This is a genomic window from Segetibacter koreensis DSM 18137 (genome assembly GCF_000374045.1).
Lineage (GTDB): Bacteria > Bacteroidota > Bacteroidia > Chitinophagales > Chitinophagaceae > Segetibacter > Segetibacter koreensis.
Genome location: NZ_KB893337.1, coordinates 188,901 through 210,753, shown reverse-complemented (window position 1 = coordinate 210,753; position 21,853 = coordinate 188,901). Strand labels below are relative to the sequence as shown.

17 protein-coding genes are annotated in these 21,853 nt (G+C 37.6%); 10 read left to right on the top strand and 7 right to left on the bottom strand.

Annotation, left to right across the window (positions count from 1 at the left end; genetic code table 11):
- Window positions 1–69: 69 nt before the first annotated feature.
- Window positions 70–501, bottom strand: a complete 432-nt coding sequence (locus tag B154_RS0117430) for a YsnF/AvaK domain-containing protein (protein WP_018615551.1) — start codon at window positions 499–501, stop codon at window positions 70–72.
- 495 nt (window positions 502–996) lie between these two features.
- Window positions 997–1,803 (bottom strand): RNA polymerase sigma factor, encoded by an 807-nt coding sequence (locus B154_RS30835; RefSeq protein WP_018615550.1) that lies wholly within the window; start codon window positions 1,801–1,803, stop codon window positions 997–999.
- Window positions 1,804–2,034: 231 nt separating this feature from the next.
- On the opposite strand from B154_RS30835, the gene B154_RS0117420 reads away from it, so the two are divergent.
- Window positions 2,035–2,823 carry an SDR family oxidoreductase gene (locus B154_RS0117420; RefSeq protein ID WP_018615549.1) on the top strand — a complete coding sequence of 263 codons (789 nt, stop codon included), beginning with the start codon at window positions 2,035–2,037 and terminating at the stop codon, window positions 2,821–2,823.
- Between the two features lie 82 nt (window positions 2,824–2,905).
- Here the strand turns inward: B154_RS0117420 and B154_RS0117415 are convergent, their stop codons facing one another.
- Window positions 2,906–3,406, bottom strand: coding sequence for a hypothetical protein (locus B154_RS0117415; protein WP_018615548.1), 501 nt, complete (start codon window positions 3,404–3,406; stop codon window positions 2,906–2,908).
- 375 nt (window positions 3,407–3,781) lie between these two features.
- On the opposite strand from B154_RS0117415, the gene B154_RS0117405 reads away from it, so the two are divergent.
- The 6 genes from B154_RS0117405 (at window position 3,782) to B154_RS30830 (ending at window position 10,346) form a co-directional block, all read left to right on the top strand.
- The gene (locus B154_RS0117405) at window positions 3,782–5,080 is read left to right on the top strand and encodes a radical SAM family protein (protein WP_018615546.1); all 1,299 of its coding nucleotides are present in this window, start codon (window positions 3,782–3,784) and stop codon (window positions 5,078–5,080) included.
- 84 nt (window positions 5,081–5,164) lie between these two features.
- Complete coding sequence (locus B154_RS0117400) at window positions 5,165–5,935, top strand: TSUP family transporter (RefSeq protein WP_018615545.1); 771 nt, start codon at window positions 5,165–5,167, stop codon at window positions 5,933–5,935.
- A gap of 213 nt (window positions 5,936–6,148) precedes the next feature.
- Window positions 6,149–7,087, top strand: a complete 939-nt coding sequence (locus B154_RS0117395) for a hypothetical protein (RefSeq protein WP_018615544.1) — start codon at window positions 6,149–6,151, stop codon at window positions 7,085–7,087.
- Between the two features lie 148 nt (window positions 7,088–7,235).
- Window positions 7,236–8,543, top strand: a complete 1,308-nt coding sequence (locus B154_RS0117390) for a bifunctional folylpolyglutamate synthase/dihydrofolate synthase (RefSeq protein ID WP_071595306.1) — start codon at window positions 7,236–7,238, stop codon at window positions 8,541–8,543.
- Window positions 8,544–8,971: 428 nt separating this feature from the next.
- A complete protein-coding gene (locus tag B154_RS0117385) occupies window positions 8,972–9,505 on the top strand; it encodes an outer membrane beta-barrel protein (RefSeq protein WP_018615542.1) in 534 nt (177 codons plus the stop codon).
- A gap of 49 nt (window positions 9,506–9,554) precedes the next feature.
- A complete protein-coding gene (locus B154_RS30830; protein WP_018615541.1) occupies window positions 9,555–10,346 on the top strand; it encodes a toxin-antitoxin system YwqK family antitoxin in 792 nt (263 codons plus the stop codon).
- Window positions 10,347–10,440: 94 nt separating this feature from the next.
- On the opposite strand, the gene B154_RS0117375 is transcribed toward B154_RS30830, so the two are convergent.
- Window positions 10,441–11,484, bottom strand: a complete 1,044-nt coding sequence (locus B154_RS0117375) for an NAD(P)-dependent alcohol dehydrogenase (protein WP_018615540.1) — start codon at window positions 11,482–11,484, stop codon at window positions 10,441–10,443.
- A 278-nt stretch (window positions 11,485–11,762) separates the two neighbouring features.
- Between B154_RS0117375 and B154_RS0117370 the strand changes: the two genes are divergently transcribed.
- Window positions 11,763–14,246: a PIG-L family deacetylase gene (locus B154_RS0117370; RefSeq protein WP_026260271.1), complete on the top strand. Its 2,484-nt coding sequence runs from the start codon at window positions 11,763–11,765 to the stop codon at window positions 14,244–14,246.
- A 1-nt stretch (window position 14,247) separates the two neighbouring features.
- Window positions 14,248–14,412, top strand: a complete 165-nt coding sequence (locus B154_RS32520) for a hypothetical protein (protein ID WP_018615538.1) — start codon at window positions 14,248–14,250, stop codon at window positions 14,410–14,412.
- A gap of 54 nt (window positions 14,413–14,466) precedes the next feature.
- On the opposite strand, the gene B154_RS0117360 is transcribed toward B154_RS32520, so the two are convergent.
- Window positions 14,467–14,700: a hypothetical protein gene (locus B154_RS0117360; RefSeq protein ID WP_018615537.1), complete on the bottom strand. Its 234-nt coding sequence runs from the start codon at window positions 14,698–14,700 to the stop codon at window positions 14,467–14,469.
- A gap of 71 nt (window positions 14,701–14,771) precedes the next feature.
- Here B154_RS0117360 and B154_RS0117355 point away from each other — a divergent pair, with 71 nt between their 5' ends.
- Window positions 14,772–16,526, top strand: coding sequence for a sodium:solute symporter family protein (locus tag B154_RS0117355; RefSeq protein WP_018615536.1), 1,755 nt, complete (start codon window positions 14,772–14,774; stop codon window positions 16,524–16,526).
- Window positions 16,527–16,632: 106 nt separating this feature from the next.
- On the opposite strand, the gene B154_RS0117350 is transcribed toward B154_RS0117355, so the two are convergent.
- Both B154_RS0117350 and B154_RS0117345 read right to left on the bottom strand, forming a co-directional pair.
- Window positions 16,633–18,099, bottom strand: coding sequence for a rubredoxin (locus B154_RS0117350; protein WP_018615535.1), 1,467 nt, complete (start codon window positions 18,097–18,099; stop codon window positions 16,633–16,635).
- A gap of 106 nt (window positions 18,100–18,205) precedes the next feature.
- Window positions 18,206–21,751, bottom strand: coding sequence for a nitrate reductase (locus B154_RS0117345; protein WP_018615534.1), 3,546 nt, complete (start codon window positions 21,749–21,751; stop codon window positions 18,206–18,208).
- Between the last annotated feature and the right edge of the window lie 102 nt (window positions 21,752–21,853).

The window sequence follows — 21,853 nt, the reverse complement described above, 5'->3', positions numbered from 1 at the left end:
AGCCTCCGTTTTTTTAGTATTTGAAAATTAAAAAATAAATAGTTATATATTAATTTGAGAAGGACGGCGTTATAATTCTTTTCGTGTTACGTTTACTTCTTCTTTTCGTACGGTTACATCCCTGGTCTCAGTTTTTTCTGTCTTTAGTTTTGAAATATGTATTTCTTCGACCAGCATTATTCTTTTCTCAATTACTGCTACTTCTTTCAAAACCGGAATTATCATTACATCTCCTTCATACCTTTGTGCAGCAGGCATTGTATCTATCAATTCGTTTTTAGGAATTCTTTTTATAACGATTTCTTCCTGCGTAAGAGGAATTTCAAAAGACTCTGTCGACTCATTTACTTTTTTTGATAGAGTTACACGGGCAGTCTCTATCACTTCTTTACTTACTTTCACTTGCTCTTCTACTACAGGAATCGTTATTTTCGAAACCCTTTCGAATGCATCTTGCTGAGAGTTTTCTGAGGATCGAAATTGTTCGTTTCCGTTATTCATGCCCTTAAACCTTATATAAGCATGCCAACATAAGTATATGGGTGTTTACCCGGCGCGTTTACAATAAAGGGAGAAACTGAAAGGAAATAAGTGTAGATAAATTAAGACAAAAATTAAGTGGAAATTTCACAGTGGTGGAACATTGAGAGTAGCTATGTTAATAGAATATTAATGATTTCATGAACTTTCTATTGTATGTGTTATTTACCCCTCATCTACTATGCAGTAGAAAATGATATATTATTAATGTTGATCAACATAAAGAAAACAATCTGTTATAAGCGAGAATGGAGATGAAAAATTAAAAATGACTTTTATTATTAAGCTCATTACCAACACAAACAAACCAATTTCTACTAAAATAGATTAAAGGAAACGACACACTTCCCAATTTGGTGTAATGTTTCAGATACCATAGAATCTTGATAAAAAAATAATAAATTGAAAAGGAATAGAACAGTTTTCTATTTGTATTGCTAACAGTCCTTTTTTTTATTAGACAAATTTCAGTAATCGCTTAAATCCTGATTCCGAGTCTAAGTTATTAATCATGTGTTCAACTATTTCACCTTCTATTTGCCATTTGCCAGACACAAAAACAAGAGTTACACCAATTTGTTCTTTTTTCCATTTACCTAACACCTTTCTTACCGGAATATCAAGTGGTTCACTTAAATTATAAACTCTTAACACTCCATCTTTATTTAGTCTCTTGTCATCTCCCTTTTGAATTGTGTACTTGAGATTTGCTGTTTGTTTTTTGCTTGTAATGTCTTTTTCTAGGCCAATTAGCTGCTTTGGGGAGTAACGCTGCTTTTTTAAAACACCGCCATTTGTCTGTAAGTTATCTGTTGTTTCTTCAATAAGGCACCCATCAACAGCATACAGTTTAAAAACAGATGTATCTGGCTTTCTTATTTTGGTAGCGGTTTTAGTATAAATAATCTCGTACAACTCGTCGAGCTTCACTACATGCTCATAAGTCATCATATTTTTTAAATCTTCATCTATCGTGATCTTCACCTTATTGCGTTTAATGTAACCTGACGCTGTATTTATGAAAATTTCTCGGGCCCATTCTTCAAAAGATTTATCACCTTTAAACCTGTGTAGGTTAACGAATAATTTCACAAAACCATTTTGTAGAATATCTTCAGCATCTGTTTGATTTTTAGCAGAATGAAGGCAAAGAGCAAACATTTTTGGAGAAAGCCTGTCGTAAAGTTCTTTTTGACTTTTCCTGTTTCCATTAATGCAATTGTCTATAAGCGATTTTTCAGACAGATTTAAATGGTGATTCATGGTTTTATTTTACTCTTCCCTCTATACATTATTAGTGCCAAAGTGTAACTTACTGAGTATCATTTGCTCTTATTTTTAAAAATGGCATTTTTGCTTCCCGGAAAGGGAAAAAATTTTCTTTTTAGGACAAATTGTCTATTCGGGACTGATATTTTGATAGATGTTTTTTAATTTTAAATTTTTATCCTCACTTGTAAATTATCCTAAAGTTTATTAGGGCTTCGCTAGATTATGAATCTTGATTTGACAAATAAAACTGCTTTGGTTTGTGGGGCTTCTCAAGGCCTTGGATTTGCGACCGCAACAGAACTTGCCCTGCTGGGGGCAAATGTTATAGTGGCAAGTCGAAATGAAGAAAAACTGCGGTCAGTAGTTCAGCAATTAGATACATCAAAAGGGCAGCATCATACTTATCTCACTATTGATCTTTCTGAACCTGAAACTGTAAGACAAACTGTTTCGGCGTTTCTCGCCAAAGGCAATGTTATTCATATTCTTATAAATAACGCCGGCGGCCCGCCTTCCGGCCCAATGATAGATACTGATGCTGCTGAGATCGAAAAAGCTTTTCGTACGCATGTAATAAGTAGTCATCTGCTTACGCAACTAGTGGTTGCCGGTATGAAAAATGAAGGTTATGGGAGAATTGTTAATATAGTCTCTACTTCTGTTAAACAGCCAATTAATGGGTTAGGAATTTCAAACCTTGTGCGGGCAGCAGTCGCCAACTGGGCAAAAACGCTGGCAAATGAAATCAGCAGTTTCGGTATTACAATAAATAATGTATTGCCCGGATTTACCAATACGGATAGAATTAATTATTTATTTGACAAACAAGCGGCGGAACAAGGCATAAGTAAAGATGATATCATGAAAAGTACAATTGCAGCTATTCCTGTAAAAAGAATTGGACAGCCTGCCGAGTTTGGAGCTGCTGTAGCATTTCTTTGCACACCCGCGGCAGCTTATATCAATGGAATAAATTTACCTGTTGATGGAGGAAGGACAGGAAGCCTGTAAACCCTAATGTTTTTGCTATTCGGCTAATATTCTTTTGCTGTTTTTAACCTACACATTTTGCTTTTTGATTGTATTTCCGGAATTATTCCACCCTTATCGTTAATTTAAAATTACCCTTCCATTCATCTCCTTGCATCAGGTTTTCCGCCAGGATTAATTTATAAGTTCCCTGTTGACGTAGCGTTCGTTTCAGTTCCCTGCCGAAAGGCCCGTCAGCTTTTCCATCGGGAGTAAAGACCTGGTTTATTCGAATATTAGCTGTTGAGTCATCAGGTATAATTGTAGCTGTTAACTGCTTTCCTTGCTTTACCGGAATGTAAACCGTTACAGGATGATTCATCCCCTTCATTTTACCATTAACTGTTACCCATGTACTGTCTTTCGGAAAACTAATGAGAATTGTGCTGTCATTTTTCTCGTCATTTCCAGCAGCCTCTTCATTCGATGTGCTGTTTTTTATCGTACCGTTTTCATTGCTAACGCTGTCGTTTTTTGTAGTAATACTGCCGTTAATTTCGGAACTGTTATTGGCATTATTACAGCCGACTAGTACTACAAACGCTATTACGGCTACTGTTTTCATGTATTATTTTAATATTAAGACTACTAAAATGAGTGCTAATATTATAATTGCTCATTTTATAAATAATCTCCTTAGATGTAAAAATACTGCCATGAAAAGTTACAGTAATAGTTAATAGTAGCGATCATCTTTTAACAAGTTTCAACCGAAATGGAAATATTAGCATTCACTGACCTCTAAATTTACAGGTTCTTTGGCTTCGAAATTTAAATTGAAGCAATAACATTTGATATTAAAATCTAATTTTGCAAAAATTTTTTTAGTAGGATTGTAAAACGGTTAAAAAGAGATAAAAAGGTCGAAAAGGATTTTTTTGCAAAAAAGTAAGAAGCAGTAATAAAAAATCTAAAGTAAATACTGCTTAAAATATCATTCATGCTTACACAGTCACCCTATATTTTATATTCCGACGGAAACGGAAACATTTTTGAAGACACATCTTTATATGTAACGGGCAGAAGCGGCTGGGACGCACTGCCGGTGCCTGAAGATGAGTGGATTGAATTGCCCGAAGGCGGACAACTATATGAATTGCCCGGACGGCGGGGAATTGGAATAGATGCAAAGACGGGTGAAATGCGTCTGTGTGAAAAAGGATGGGCTGTGGCTGCATTTATTCCTCCTGCTCACACTGGTTTTTATCTTGCTGCTTATGAAACAGCACCTGACGCACCGACACTGCCTTTGTTTTGTTATACTGCGGCTGGCTGGCTAAACGAAAAATTTTACGTTCCGTGCATACGTATTGAGCAGGACATAAGGCAGGATTGCGAAGGTTACGACCAGTCGGTAGTAGAGCAAGGAGTTGAGAAAGCTTTGGAAGCCTACCCTCACAATCGTTTGGTACAACATCTCGCGAATAATTGTGCACTTACTTACCAATGCCCTGCTGCCAGAAATTATTTCCTGGGACGGTGGGAATGTCCTATTCCTTCATCACCGGCATGTAATGCCAATTGTGTCGGATGCATATCCTTTCAGCCAGAAGAGGAAAGTATCGTTTCTACACAAGATCGCTTAACCTTTAAGCCTTCTGCGGAAGAAATTGTTGAATATACTGTTCCGCATTTGGAATCTGCGCCTTATCCAATTGTTAGCTTTGGACAGGGTTGCGAGGGGGAGCCGCTCCTGATGTGGCAAACAATCAGGCAGGCAATTATCGAAATCAGGAGACACACACCCAAAGGCAGTATAAATATTAATACAAATGGATCTAAGCCCGATGCTGTACGTGAACTGTGTAAAGTTGGTTTAGACAGTATACGGGTAAGTTTAAACAGTGTTCGCAAACATATTTATGAGCCGTATTATTGTCCGAATAATTATGCTTTTGAAGATATTATTGAAAGCCTTCGCGTAGTTAACAGCTTTGGTGGCTGGACAAGCATCAATTATTTTGTTTTTCCCGGAATGACTGACAGCGTAGAAGAATATGAAGCGTTGCGTAAAATCATCAAAGACACGGGGCTAAAAATGATACAGTGGCGGAATTTTAATATTGACCCTGACTGGTACTTAGGTAAAATAAATGTTGCAGATACTGGCGAATTTTTAGGGGTAAAACAACTTCTGGAATTAATACAGGAAGAATTTCCGCATCTTAAATATGGTTATTTTAATCCTCCGATGGAAAGGATTAAAGGAGATTTTGCAATGGATTTTGCACATCATTAAAAATGCAAGACTTGCTCTGCTAAAAAAGATACGCAAAACCTTTGTGTTATCTACTATTAGTTCCAAAACCTGGTTTCTTAAAACATGACTACCGAACTGATTCTTCTTTGTCTTGCTGCTTTTGCTGCCGGATTTATTGATGCAATTGTAGGCGGAGGCGGCCTTGTACAAACACCTGCAGGATTAATATTATTGCCTCTCTTTCCCGTATCTACAGTTATTGGCACTTTGAAAATTCCCGCTTTTAGCGGTACTGCGTTAGCTTCTGTGCAATACGTGCAAAAAGTTAAGATAAATTGGAAATTGATGTCAATAATGATATTGTTGGCTTTCTGCTCGGCGATTGCCGGTTCTTTTTTACTGAGCAAAGTGAATAATTATTTTATGAAGCCCTTACTACTGGTTATTTTAGTGCTGGTAGCTCTATATACATATAGTAAAAAGAATTTTGGAACACATACCGAAAAAGATCATTCCCTAAATCAGCAATTAATATATTCTTTATCAGCGAGTATTATTCTGGGCTTTTACGATGGTTTTATTGGCCCGGGTGCTGGCAGTTTTCTCATTTTAGCTTTTATTACTTTATTAGGATTTGATTTTTTAAAAGCAAGTGCACATGCAAAACTGATTAACCTGGCCACAAATCTTGGCTCTATTTTGTTCTTTGCCATAAGTGGACGTATCATTTTTGCCATTGCAATTCCTATGGCAGTTTGTAATGCTGCTGGAGGCTCGCTTGGCGCAAGACTGGCTATTGTAAAAGGCAACAGGTTTATTCGTGTATTCTTTCTTATTATTGTTATAGGCACTATTCTTCGTTTTGCCTATGATGTTTTTTTTAAGCATTCTTAAAATTGTATGTGTAAGTCCAATCTCGCTTGTGTCTTATCTTTTGCCAACCTGTAGTCCTCATATAAAAACTATCACACGTGCTACCTACAGCTTTAAATAGTATCGTGGCAATTTATTCTTAACCTTTTTTTATTTGGCTTTGTGCATTCAGCTACTGTAATCGAAGTAATTTTCAACATTAAAAAGAAACTATAGTGAGATAAATATATTTGTATGTCAAACTTTGCACACATGGCTCCTGCATTTGAAAGAGAAAAAAATATTAAGGCTGCAACATATACGGCAATAGTGTGCGCCATGCTGTTTGTAATTTTCTTTTTTGCAAAATGGACACTGCCACAAATAGCACAACCAAAGTTTGATGAAGGTATTGAAGTTAATCTTGGTAATAGTGATGAAGGATTAGGCGATGTTGCTCCGCAAGTACCTGGTGAACCTGCAGCAGCAAAGGAAGAAAATGCTACACCACCGCCTGCGGCAAAATCACAGCCGGCAGCGGCGGAAGAAAATATTAACGCAGACGAAAATGAAGCTGATGATGCTCCCGTTGTAAATAAAACAACCCCAAAGGTTGTGAAACACACAACGGTTCCCAAGGCTACTCCTGTTAAGCCTCGTGAAAATACCCAGCCTGTCGTAAGGTCTGCTGCTAAAACACAATCCAATTCGCAACCTGTCTCAAACCCAATACCCGCCCCTCCAAGACCAAAAGCTTTATATAAAGGTGGTTCTGGTAATGGTGCCGGTGGTAACGGAGCTGACTCCTACAATGGAGTACGTAACCAGGGAATTGCGGGCGGCAGAGGTGACCAGGGGAACCCGAATGGAAATCCTAATTCTGATAGTTATAAAGGAAATGCTTCCAGTGGCAATAGTGGGGTGCGAATTCGCAGTGGTCTTAGCGGCAGAAGATTTACACGTCTTCCGTCATTTGAAGATGATTTTAATGAAAACGCAAAAGTGGCTGTTGATATACGTGTTGACAAAAACGGAAATGTAATATCAGCGGTTGTTAATCCAAGAGGAACTACAACAACAAACGGAACAATTCGATCCATCGCCACAAGAAAAGCAATGCAGTTAAAACTGAATGCAGGTGAGGAAGACGAACAAACGGGCACCATTTTGTTCGATTTTAAATTAAAAGGATAAAATAAAATTTCCTACTATTTTTGTTACAAATCACGAAGGCTGCGCTTGAGCTTCTACAAAAAATTTTTCACCTCAGTTTGATATTATTCTAAAAATCTTTTCATAATAAATCCTTCAGAACCGTAGCTTTGCCCGCTACGGTTTTTTTATGCTCAATTATCAACAAACTATTGATTATCTTTTTCATCGCCTCCCTATGTTTAGCAGGCTTGGCCCTGCTGCTTTTAAGGGCGATCTTACCAATACAATTAAACTTTGTGAAGCTGTAGGAAATCCTCACTTACAATTCAAAAGCATTCATATTGCCGGCACAAATGGAAAAGGCTCTACGAGTCATATGCTTGCTGCAATTTTTCAGACAGCCGGCTATAAAACAGGTTTATACACTTCGCCGCACTTAAAAGATTTCAGGGAAAGAATTAAGGTTAGCGGTGAAATGGTAGAAGAATCGTTTGTAATAGATTTTACAGAACGCATAAAACTAATTATTGAAGAGATTGAACCATCTTTTTTTGAGATTACGGTTGCTATGGCTTTTTCGTGGTTTGCCCTGCAAAAGGTTGATATTGCCATAGTGGAGGTGGGCTTAGGTGGACGACTTGACAGTACAAATATTATTACGCCAGAACTTTCTGTAATCACCAACATTGGCTATGATCATATGAGCATGTTGGGAGATACACTCGAAAAAATTGCAGGCGAGAAAGCCGGTATTATAAAACCGCGAATTCCGGTAGTTGTAGGTGAAACATTACCTGATACAAAACCTGTTTTTGAACAAAAAGCCAAAGAGGCAGAAGCCCCAATATATTATGCAAATGAACTAAGATGGGTTCCTGAATGGAAACAGGAAAAACAACAACTTGTAGTAACCGTTGGTATAAAACATACCGATGAAAGAAAAGATTACCATCTTGAGCTTGCAGGATTATACCAGATAAAAAACCTGCTTACAGTGCTGGAGGTTGTTTATCGACTACAGCTTAGAGGCTGGAAAATAGACGAGCAACAGGTTGATGAAGCGCTATTACATGTAAAAAAACTTACGGGTCTTCATGGTCGTTGGGAAGTCATTCATCACAATCCTTTTACTGTTTTAGACGTTGGCCACAACCAGGACGGTATCAAGCAAATAGTAGAGCAATTAGAACATTGCAACTTCCAAAAGTTGCATATTGTTGTAGGTTTTGTAAAAGATAAAGACATCGAAAAGCTGCTTTCATTCATGCCGAAATATGCCGAGTATTATTTCACGAAGGCGCAAATACCAAGAGCATTGCCTGAAAACGAATTAGCAGATAAAGCAAGAAGATTTGATTTAGACGGTAAAACATTTCAAAGCGTTATGGAAGCTTTTCAAAATGCAATTGACCACGCACATAAAGATGATATGATCCTTGTTTGCGGAAGTGTTTTTATTGTGGGCGAAGTTGACCTAAGCCAGGCTAAATGGTAAATTGATTTATTTAATATGCAATCAACAGTAATTAAATGAATAAGCTTACATAGCAATTTATCTGAAGGAGGGAAGATAACTTTTGTAAACTCCGTTTTGAAAATATTGATATACTTCCTGATCAATTATTAAGCAATGCTTTTTTAAGAATCTCTTTTTAAAAAGATTGTACTTAAAACTTAATAACTGCGATTTTGAATTTCCCTGGAAATAGTTAGTCTCACCACTTCTACAATATGGACAAATATTAAACTTTTTTAAGAATAATATCACAAACGAAATCCTTATCTAAATCATCTTTTCGTCCTTATAAGCGCTTCATTAAAAAAAATTAAACGATACTAACTCGGCATATTAAGGCGTTATACAACACAGCATCAAGTTGATGATTGAAAGATTTGAAAACATTTTAAAAGAAATTTGAATTTATGGTTTTAAAGAAAAAATTTTTACTGGTCGTATTCTCATTATTTTTTTTTACTTATTCAAAGGCGCAAATTGAGGTAGCACATTTGACTTCAAAAGGCTTTTCTGCCACAGGTTTTGGAGGCTTTCTAAATGTAGCTATACCTGTAACGGAAGGAAGCTCTGTAACTGCAGAAGCTGGTTATTATAGTTTTAAAGATAAACCAAATGAAAATCAAGTTCTTCTGGTTCCTTTTTTATTAGGCTACCGATATACACTAAATGGAAGTGGTAGCGGGTTTTACTTCGAGCCTACCGCTGGCTACAGTATTGGTGCGACCGATATTCAAAAAGACGTAGTTATAGACGGAAAGTTCGCCGAACAAAAGGCGGGTGGAATTACTACCGGATTGGGAACAGGCTATATTTTTCCCGGAAGAATAGCTTTTAATCTCGGCCTCCAATACAAGCGAGTTTTTGTAGCGGGTGACCCGGCCCTAAACGTCTTTTCATTTCGAATTTCCCATTCTCTTTCATATAGAAAAAGAGAAGATTAAATAACTTCTGTTTATATAGTTGTTAAACACTTCCTTAAAAATATTACCATTGAAATTACCATTGAATAAGCCCCTATTATTTAGCCTGTTTTTGATGTTCGTAACTAAATTCTCAATTGCGCAAAACGATACCAGCTATTATTACTTTTTAAAAGATGGGAAAGAAGTTAGCAAGGATAGTAGTTTTTACTATCTGAAATTATACAAATCGGATAATGAATGGTTTGGTCGGGAGTATTATAAAAAGACGAATAGTATTAAATCTGAAGGTAAGTACTCAGGAAAAGATGGAAAGACACCGGTGGGCAGTTTTAAGAATTACAAAGAAAATGGCGTTCTGGACTTTTCAGCTGAATATGCTGATGGAAAACTTTTGTCGAGAACATTTTTTTATAAGAACGGCAATAAGAAGTCGTGGATAACTTATAATGACAAGGGTGCTGACCAACAAAAAGGCTGGGACGAAACCGGAAAAGAAATTCGTAATTACACCGTGGAAAAAGAAGCGCGTTTTAAAGGTGGGGCAGAAGGCTGGAAAAAGTTTTTGCAAAAGAACATTAACGGGAATATAGCTGTAGATGCAAATGCACCAATCGGGACGCATGAAGTAACAGTTCAGTTTATAATAAACAAAGAAGGATATGTCAGTAATGTTAAGGCTGTATCGGTGCCGGCTGTATGCAAACCTTGTGGAGGAGAAGCCGTAAGTGTAATTAGTAATAGTCCTCAATGGGAGCCGGCAATACAAAACAACGAAGCGGTCATATACCAGGCAATTCAATACGTAAGCTTCGAGGTAGCGGAAGGAAGTAAGAAAAGCAAAAAAAGTTCATTACAGTAAAAAGATAAAAAGAGAAAGGGCGACAACGGCCGTTGTCGCCCTTTCTCTTTTTAAACCTTAAATCCATAGACTTTACAACTTTCCTGCTTAATCCTTATAATGTCGCCATATCAATTACAAAACGATAACGTACATCGCCTTTCAGCATTCGTTCGTAAGCTGTGTTAATGTCCTTCATTGCAATTACTTCCACGTCGCTTGTTATACCATGTTCAGCACAGTAATCCAGCATTTCCTGTGTTTCAGGTAAACCACCAATTAAAGAACCAGCAATGCTTCTGCGTTGAAAAATAAGGTTAAACGCAGGAACTTGTGCCGGCGTTGGAGGTGCACCTACGCATATCATAACACCATCTGTGTTGAGAAGATTTAAGTACATGTTGTAATTATGCTCTGCAGAAACGGTATCAATAATAAAATCAAAGTAATTAGCCAAACCTTTCAATTGTTCCGGGTCTTTGGTTAGTGCGAATTTGTGTGCACCTAACCTTTTTGCGTCAGCTTCTTTAGATGGCGAAGTACTAAGCATCGTCACTTCAGCCCCAAATGAAACAGCAAGTTTTACGGCCATGTGTCCCAATCCGCCTAAACCTAAAACAGCTACTTTATGTCCAGGACCGACTTTCCAGTGACGCATAGGTGAGTAGGTAGTGATACCGGCACATAATAATGGTGCAACACCTTCAAGCGGAAGTTTATCTGATACGCTTAAAACAAAATTTTCGGAAACAATAATGTTATTTGAATATCCTCCTTTGGTGACGCTTTGGTCAATTCTGTCAGGGCTATTGTAGGTCTGTGTAGGCATTTCCTCGCAGTATTGTTCCAGACCCTGCTTGCAATTGTCGCATTTCTGGCACGAGTCAACAAGACATCCAACTCCTACGAGGTCGCCCTTCTTAAATTTGTTAACCTGTTCTCCCACGTTGGTTACACGTCCTACAATTTCGTGGCCCGGTACACAAGGGTAAGTAGTGCCATGCCATTCGTTGCGTGCTGTATGCAGGTCAGAATGACAAACTCCACAATACAAAATCTCTATCTGAACGTCATTTGGCCTTAAATCTCTTCTTTCAAATGAGAATGGTGCTAACGGTTCCGTTGCTGCTTGTGCAGCATATCCTTTGGTTGGTGTCATACTTTAAATTTTTTGCAAAGTAAGGGAGTACAAACCGATGAATGTTCAGTTGAAAGAAATTAAGCCGGCAATAGTGGAAGAGTTAGGATGTTTTATAACAGACTCTTAAGGTTATTATTATTCGTTGTTTAATTTTCAGATTGCATTGAAAGAAGAAAATAGAACAGGCAGTACAAGTGTGCGACGCAACGGGAGCTCAATTCCTGTTTCGCTGCCGGCTCCCAAAACTATCTTTCCTGATTTTTATAGTAAATGCTTACAAACTTTATCTTCGCAGCATGATGAGAATTTTGAAGCTTTTTTTGCTTATAGCTTTTTTCTTTCACAGCTTAGCCACCTTTAGTCAGACACCACCCACTTTTAGCAGTGCTGACATTTACATGCAGCTAAAAAAATTAAACGTATTAGCAAGTGTTTTATATATCGCTGCACATCCTGATGATGAGAACAACACTTTGCTGCCATACCTGGCTAAAGAAAAATTATACAGGACAGGATATTTAAGTTTAACAAGGGGAGATGGCGGACAAAACCTGATAGGAAGTGAGCAGGGCATTGAATTGGGATTGATACGTACGCAGGAGTTATTGGCTGCAAGAAGAATAGATGGCGCCGAGCAATTTTTTAGCCGTGCATACGAGTTTGGATTTAGCAAAAATGCAGACGAGGCGTTGCGCATCTGGGGAAAAGACAAAATTTTGAGTGATGTTGTTTGGGTTATCCGTAAGTATCAGCCTGATATCATCATTAAACGTTTTCCGCCTGACAAGAGAGCGGGTCATGGACATCATGCTGCATCCGCAATTTTGGCTGACGAAGCATTTACTGCCGCCGCTGACCCTAACAGGTTCGCAGAACAATTTAAATATGGCGTAAAGCCGTGGCAAGCTAAAAGGATATTTTGGAACACTTTTAATTTTGGCGGAAACAACACTACAAGCGAAGACCAGTTGAAAATAGATGTTGGCGGTTACAATCCGTTGATTGGCGAAAGTTATGGAGAGCTAGGTGGCGAAGCACGCAGCATGCACAAAAGCCAGGGTGAAGGCAGGCCAAGAAGAAGGGGAGAAATTTTTGAATATTTTCAAACAACAGGAGGTAATGCACCAAAAAGCAATGACCTGATGGACGGAATCGTAACTGACTGGAAACGGATACCGGGAGGAGAGAAGATAGAAACTTTAATAAATGAAATCACTGCAAATTTCAAATTTGACAATCCCGCATTGTCTGTGTCCTCTTTGGTTACATTATATAATGCAATCAAAGCATTGCCGGAAAGCAACTGGAGAGATAAAAAGTTAGCAGAAACGCAGGATATTATTGAGGAATGTGCAGGCTTATTTACTGAGGCAACAACCAACAAGCAATTTGTAGTGCAGGGAGATGTACTTGATGTTACCTTGTTTTTAAACAATAGAAAATCTGTAAATGCTACAGTAAAAAGAATAAAGCTAAATGGTTTTGATACAACCTTTTCGTCTGTTCTTAGCCCTAATGAGATACTTACTATTAATAAGAAACTACCTGTTAGTTCCGATAAAAACATTTCTCAACCTTATTGGCTCGTTTATCCTCAATTGGAGGGTTCATTTGATGTAAGAGACCAGGAGTTGATTGGCAAAGCAGAAAATGACCCGGTATTTGAAGCAACTTTTACAGTCAATATTAGCGGTACAGACTTTATTATAAACAGACCGGTACAATATAAAGTTACAGACCTCGCAAAAGGTGAATTGTATGAGCCACTAGCCGTATTACCAAAAATTGAATTTAACTACGTAAAAGATAATTATCTCTCTTTAAACGGAAAGCCTGTAACCGCCCCGGTGCATGTAAGGACAAATTTTAAGGATAATCCCAATTATATTATAAATCAAAAATATTCTGATAAATGGGCAAGTAATTCGCCGTCTTTTAATTACGCGCCGGGCAACAATACAGAAAGTTACCTGGCAAGCACATTCACTGCTAAATCGAAAGAACTTAATACAACAGAAGTTATCAGCTTAAGCACAAGTGATGGCAAGTATGATGGCTTTACTAAAATAATTGCTTACGACCACATCCCAACCATTACTTATTTTCCTAAGGCAAAAACCAACCTGGTTAAGCCTGAAATAAAAATCGTGGGTAAAAAAGTAGGTTATATTATTGGTGCTGGTGATAAAGTGCCAGACGCACTAACAGCAATGGGTTTCAACGTTACCTTTTTAAACGAAGGAGATATTAATTCGGAATACTTGCAGCAGTTTGATGCTGTAATAGTAGGAGTGAGGGCACATAACATTTACGGATATCTCAGCACTAAAAATGATATTTTTAACCGTTATATCCAAAATGGGGGAAATCTTATTGTTCAATATATGAAGAGCAGCCAGTCTTCAAATGCTCCCAAGGTAGGTCCCTATCCTTTCAACGTTACCTCTACGCGTGTGACAGAAGAAAATGCTAAAGTAAATTTCTTATTGCCAAATCATCCTGCATTCAATTATCCAAACAAAATAACAGCAAAGGATTTTGAAGGTTGGGTACAGGAAAGAAGCACCTACCAGGCAGATGTAACAGATGAACATTACGAAAAATTAATAGGCATGAATGATACAGGCGAACAGGAAAGCAACGGGAGTCTTGTGATAGCCAAATACGGTAAGGGGAACTTTGCATATGTAAGTCTTGTACTCTTCAGGCAGTTGCCTGCTGGTGTTCCCGGCGCATATCGGTTATTGGCAAATTTAATTGCGCTTCCAAAAAACAAATAGTATGGCCCAACAGAACAGGCAGAGGAAAAAGATTGGTTTTGCAATGCTGATTATTATTGGTTTATTGTTAGGATTAGCCATAAAACACGTTGCAATAGGTTTAATAATAGGTTTGGTATTTGGTTTATTGGCAAGCGGAATGGTAAGCGGCAAGCATGATGAATAAGCGGTAAGATTTCAAATGTGGGAAGTACAATTAGTGAGGTTAATAGTCTTCTTCTTAATTATCACCTGACTCTGTCATTTTTTTTGGTACCGGCATTTGTTCTATGATGAGTCTTCGTTGCGACGCATTTCGTTCATCGGCAGAATAAGGATACGGCTTGTATAAAACTATGTTAATGGATTCAGGTAGTGAAATAAAAAGTTCTTTGCCCTCGATGCAATACAATTTAAAACGTAAAATTTGAAGCAGGAAAACCATAAAATACCACTTTTTAAAAAATGGAGCCATTGGTACATTTTTGTGATTTTGTTTTTAATACTATTGGTTATTTTTTTCACGTGGTTTACTAATTATTTTTCATGAGTCATATTGACTGGATAGTTTTATCAGCGACACTTATAGGAATAATAGCGTACGGTTTGTACAAAAGCCGTACCTCTAAAGACCTCGACGGGTATTTTCGCAGCAACCGCAGTTTGCCCTGGTACCTGGTGCTGCTTAGCATTATGGGTACGCAGGCAAGTGCAGTTACTTTTCTTTCAGCCCCGGGTCAGGCTTATACTGATGGCATGCGGTTCGTTCAGTATTATTTTGGGTTGCCTCTAGCTATGGTAGTGCTATGCATTACGTTTGTTCCATTGTTTAGCAGGCTTAAGGTATATACTGCCTACGAATTTTTAGAAAAGCGTTTTGACGTTAAAACCCGCTCTCTGACTTCTTTTCTTTTTCTGTTACAAAGGGGGTTATCTACAGGCATTAGCATTTATGCGCCTTCTATCATACTATCATCATTGCTTGGCTGGGATATTTTTCTTACCAATATTGTAATGGGTGGGTTGCTGATAATATATACAGTAACCGGCGGAGCAAGAGCAGTAGCTTATACACAGCAACTTCAGCTAGTAATAATCTTCGTTGGTATGTTTCTGGCAGGTTATATGATTGTTCATTTATTGCCGGAGGGAGTAGGATTTACAGATGCATTACGAATAAGCGGCGCTGCAGGTAAATTAAACGTAATAACAACGGGAAGCAGCAACGGCCATTTCGATTGGAATGATAAATACAATATGTGGAGCGGAATTATTGGTGGTTTTTTTCTTGCCTTGTCGTATTTTGGAACAGACCAAAGCCAGGTCGGCCGTTATCTTACGGCAAAGAACAGTACTGAAAGCAAAGTAGGTTTATTAATAAACGGCCTTGTAAAAGTTCCAATGCAATTCCTGATTTTGTTAATTGGGGCTATGTTATTTACTTTTTATCAATTTAAACCTTCACCGGTTTTTCATAACCTAAAAGTTGAACAAAAAGCGCAGCAAACAGTTTATAAAGATTCATTAGCTGTTATACAAACCATATATGCTGCAAAAAATAAAAAACAGGCAGCATTAAGCACAGATTATATAAATGCATATCGAGCTAATAATAGTGTAGAAACTAATACTTTAAAGGACAGTGTGGAAGTAAATAACAAACAATTAGATTCTTTGAGGGTAGCATATAAAGGATACATTAAAAAAGCTGTTCCGAGGGAGGATGATAATGACACCAATTATATTTTTCTTCGCTTTGTGATAGATTATTTGCCCGTTGGACTTGTTGGCCTTTTGATAGCTATTATTTTTCTGGCTGCATGGGGTTCTATTGCTGCTGCATTAAACTCACTTGCTTCATGCACTATGATAGATTTTCATCGCCGATATCATAATGCTCATGAAGATATAAGTATTGAGCAGAGTAAAAAAGAATATCGCCTGTCGCGTTTATATACTTTTGGTTGGGGTATCTTTTGTATTATCGTAGCACAATTTGCCAATCGTATGGGAAGCCTGATTGAAGCAGTAAATGTTTTAGGTTCTCTTTTTTATGGAGTAATTCTTGGTATTTTCCTTGTTGCTTTTTATATAAGGTGGGTAGGAGCAAAAGCAGTTTTTTGGAGTGCAGTTGTATCAGAACTGGTAATTATAGCTTTATTTTTCTTAAATCAAAATCAAACTATAAGTCTTAGTTTTTTATGGCTAAATGCGGTAGGTGCTTTGCTGGTGGTTATATTTTCCCTTGTACTTCAGCCTCTAATAAATTTCCAAAAAAAGAATTTAAGAAATAGGATTTAGTGAGCGAATTGTTCTCATTAACCTATTAAGCTAAAAATCTTAAAAAAGTAATCAATCTCTATAAGCATTATAAGTAAATAATAATATAAGAGAATAACAATTACATTTAATAGAGTTGTAAATTTTTTACATTAACAGCAATGAAATCTTCTTTATCTGATTCGCACAAAGAACATTTGTAATTAACGGGTAAATCGTTAAAAGAAGTGCCGGGTGCAATATTGTTTTCAGCATCACCATTACCTTCATCAAAAATTGTAAAGCAATGTTTACATTGATGCACAATTTTAACAGGAGTTATATCTGAGACGTTATTCGCAGGAAGATTAAAGCTTTCAATAGACAAGGTTTTTTCTTCACTTTCCCGCTCGTAAAAATATTTACATAATGAGACCAAATATGTTCCCAAATGTTCTTTTTCAACATCTTTCCTGAAAGAAATAAAATTGGAAGAGTTAGGATTGAAGTTGGAGGTATATAAAATTTCAAAGCGTTCCAATGCTTTCAATCGTCCGGGATTTTTTACGTCTTGTTTTCTTACAATTATAGAACCAGGCATGCTTGAAAAAGGTCTGGTCTTTACAGCAAAGCTTAATCCATATGTTCGCACATCTTCTTTGTCAAAATAACGTATGATATGTCTTTTAAGTTGTAGACCATCTTCACAATTGTCTTCAATCTGCCAGTTCAATTCGTTGGCAGCGTGACGAACATTTATCCGGTATTTACCAAGAGCATAATCCCATAAATTTCTGTCCTTAGTTTCAATTCCTTTTATAATAATGCTCTTCCATGGCGTCGTATACATTTGTCCAATTTTTGTCTTCATGCAAATTGAGCAAACGTCTGATAAAAACTGAACGGGGAACGCTTCTTCCCGTCGATAAATCCCCAGCCAGTAATTGTTGTCATATTTGTTAAAACCTTCGTAGTAAGGCAATGAAAATTTTGGTAATTCAAGTTCCCTTTCTATTTGTTTAGAAATAAATGGTAATGTTTTTAGCTGTTTGTATAAGTCCCTTTCATTCGCAACATGTTTTGAAGCCAAGATTTTTTCGACTTGTTTTGCTACGGCAGCAATATCATTTGTATAAACCAACTCGGGAAAACAGTAAACCTTTTCTGTTTTAGGAAAACGAACATATAGATACCAAAAATGACTCGAAGCAGAAGAAATCCAGTTGACATGGCCTGTAAAAAACGGAACAAAGGTTTGATTGCTATCGGTGATATTGATTTTAACTTTAGGAATATAATCAAATGAATTAAAAATGTCTTTATAAACACCTTCACGAACCCACGTATCTGTAGTAAAAATATCAACAGCAGGGTAGGAGCTTACGATGTTAGGATGTGCTTCTTTTTTTCTTGCGAATTCAATATTATTCTCCACGCAAGCATGGCTGAAAGTTGGGAATTGTTTTACCGGAATGTCAAGTAGTATTTGTTGCCTTAATCCAAAACGTACATTATTTACTTTAGCCAATGCGGCAATTTCGAGTACTTTTTTGAGGTAACCGGGAGAAACAATTCCTCCTGTAAAATTGATATATATAGTTTCTGTTGAAGCCATGTAAAATCATTTAGTGATAAATCGTTAAGTAATAGGCCAATAGCGAATGGTTGGCAGTAAAAGAGCAGTTTATCGGTTCTTGTCTTAATTCCATCTTCGTCCGTCCTCACGCTCTTACCGTTTTTAAAACATCTTCCTCAAAGGTTCTCAATTCCCCTTTAGGGGCGGAGGGGCTTCTATCAAGTATTGCCTGCACTTCTGGTCGGCAGCTTCCGCAGCCCATGCCTGCTCCTGATGCTGTGCAAAGTGCTTTTAGTTCGATGCAGCCTTCTTTTATTTTATTCTCAATATTTCCTTCACCAACACCTCCGCACGAGCATACGAGTTTGCCAATTACAGGTTCAGCTTTTTTGCCGGAACGCAACAATTCAAGACGTTTTTCTGATAATTCAATTTTATTTTGAATAAGGTCCTTATATTCTAAAAATTCTGTTTTATCTCCAATTAATATTGCCCCAACTAATACATCGTTGTGAATAACACATTTTTTATAATAGCGCTTCGCTTTGTCAATAAAAACAACTTCTTCGTAATTGGGGTCGTTTGCAGGAGCTTCAGCCAATCCCAATGAGCATAAGTCTGTTCCATGCATTTTTAAAATGTTCATTAATAAAGAGCCTTGGTAATAATTGGAGATATCTCCGCTTAAATGCCTTGCAACAATTTCGGCCTGTTGTTCTGCTGCTGCAGTTATTCCATATAAGAAACCTTTGAATTCTGCAATTTCACCAATTGCATAAATATCAGGGTCGTTTGTTAAAAGATATTCATTTACCACCACGCCACGTTTGCATTCAATTCCTGATGCACGGGCGAGTTCAATATTTGGAGTGGTTCCAATCGCTATAACAATTGCCTGGCAATCTATTTCCCGCCCGCTTTTTAATCTTATACCCGTTACGGTTTGTTTGCCAATAAAACGTTCAATTTCATCATTGTAAAAAATATCAACGCCTTTATCGGTTAGTTCTTCGTGTAACAATTGGCTTCCTAATGCATCGAGTTGCCGGTCCATTAGTCTTGAAATACGTTGAATAACCGTTACCTCAACATCAACTTCCCGTAATGAAGCTGCTAACTCAATTCCCAACAATCCACCACCAACAATAACCACTTTACCTTTTAAGGGGTCTATGTGATTTTTAAAGTTATCTGCATCAACCCGACTACGCATAGTAAAGATGCCGTCCATTGGTGGAATGTCTCTTAGCATTGTTGCACGGCTACCCGTTGCCATTAATAAAACATCATAATTATGCACAATACCATTGCTATCTGTGACACGTTTATTAGGTCTGTCAATATGCTCAATGCTTACACCTCTATGTAACTTAATATTAAAATTATACTCTTCTTCATCTTTCATTTTTACGAGCTGTTGCCATTCCTGCACTCCGCTTATATAATCAGGCAACATTACTCTGTTGTAAAATGGGAAGTTCTCTTTGCTAAAAATCTCTATTTCATCCTCGGTATTAATTGCGCGATAGCTTTTTACAAAACCATACGCTCCGGCTCCGGCACCAATTACAATAATCTTTTGTTTAGCTTTTTTGTATTGCTGTACCTGAACAGCAGAAAACTTAAAATCAGGTTCTTTCGAAATGGGGTCAACAAGATTGTTTGTAAGATTATTTGCCCTGTTTAAGTCGCTGTTTAAAATCTTTCCCCAATGCATTGGCATAAAAACTACTCCTCGTTTTATATCGGTAGTCAGTTTTGCTTTAACCCTTACATTACCTCTGCCGTTAAATACTTCAACAATATCATTTTCATCTATATTTCTTTCTTCCGCATCATCGGGATGTATCTCTAAAAACGAATTAGAAATATGTTGTTTCAGCTTGTTTACTTTACCAGTTTTGGTCATCGTATGCCACTGGTCTCGTATGCGACCTGTTGTTAAAACAAGTGGTAAGTCATCTGCAGTTTGTTCCGATTGATTGACCTCATCAACAGTATGAATAATGGCTTTTTTCGAAGGAGTATAAAATTGTTTATCAGTAAACAATCGTGCAGTACCGAAGCCTTTTTCTTTTCTTGTATAAGGATATTGAACACTTCTTTTTGCTTTTAAAACATCATAACTTAAGCCGGTAATATCAATATTGGTTCCTTCGGTTGTTCTGCAATGCTCTGCATAAATCTCTGAAGTCGCTTTGTAATTAAATCCATGAAAGCCCATTTTTTGAGCAAAGCGACAAATGATTTCCGCATCAGGCAACGCTTCACCCGGTGCATCAACTATTTTGCTCAATAATGCAATTCTTCGCTCTGCATTCGTCATGGTACCTTCTTTTTCTGCCCAGGCAGCAGCAGGCAACACAACATCGGCATATTGTATTGTTTCAGGTTTGTTGCTTACATCCTGAACAACTACAAACTTTGCCTTTCTCAATCCTTCTTCAGCGATTCTAACATCTGGCAGGCTTACTAACGGGTTTGTTCCCATTATCCAGATAGCTTTCAACCTGCCGTTATTAAGTGCTTCAAACATTTCGGTTGCAGTATATCCGGCTTTTGATGCTATGGTCGTGCCGCCCCAAAATTTTTGCATAAAAGCGCGGTCTTCTACCTTGGCAAGGTTGCGGTGAGCAGGAAGCATGTTTGCCATACCACCTACTTCTCTTCCGCCCATTGCGTTTGGCTGACCAGTTAGCGAAAACGGACCGCTACCTGGTTTACCAATATGACCGGTAATTAGGTTTAAATTAATTAAGCTTAAATTTTTATTTACACCAATTACGCTCTGGTTCAATCCCATCGTCCACATCGTAATAAACCCTTTTGCATTACCAATGTATAACGCTGCTTCTCTTATCGCTTCTTCCGGCACATCGCATATTAGTGCAGCTTCTGCAATAGTTCGTTGCATTACTTTATCGCGGTACGCTTTAAATCCTTCTGTATTATTTTTTATAAAATTGATATCAATGTCTCCGTTCTCAATTAACACTCTACCTATCGCGTGATGCAATACTACATCTGTTCCTGGTTTCAGTTGCAGGTGAACATTTGCATAAGAACAGGTTTGTGTTTTACGAGGGTCGCTTACAATAATTTTTAGGTTGGGATTGTTGGCTTTCGCTGCTTCAATTCTTCGCCATAAAATAGGATGACACCACGCTGGATTTGCGCCGGCAACAAAAATGCAATCAGCCAGCTCAAGGTCATCATAACTAACAGGAACACTATCTTCACCCAAACTCATTTTATAAGCTGCAACCGCACTGCTCATACAAAGGCGGGAATTAGTATCAATATTGTTACTGCCAATAAAGCCTTTCATCAATTTATTTACGACATAATATTCTTCTGTAAGACATTGTCCCGACGCATAAAAAGCAACAGAATCAGGGCCATATTTATTGATAAGCGTTTTAAAAACAGCTGCCGTTCTTTCAAGAGCGCTGTCCCACGACACCCTTTGGCGTTGCATATTTTTATTGTAACGCATTTCAGGATACAACAACCTATCGCTTTGGTCCATCACGGTATAATGCAGGTTCATCCCTTTGCTACAAAGCATACCTTTATTTACAGGATGGTCCTTGTCACCTTCTATGTGAAGCTTGCCGTTACGGTCTTTATGCAAGATTACTCCGCAACCTACGCCGCAATAGCAACATGTTGTTTTAAACGTTTCTGCCATGATAAAACAAATAAATCTTTAATTATTTGGAAGCAATCGTTAGTTCTCTATTCCGCATTGTTGTGTCACTCACTTGTACTGATGTGCTATAAGCGTCATCGC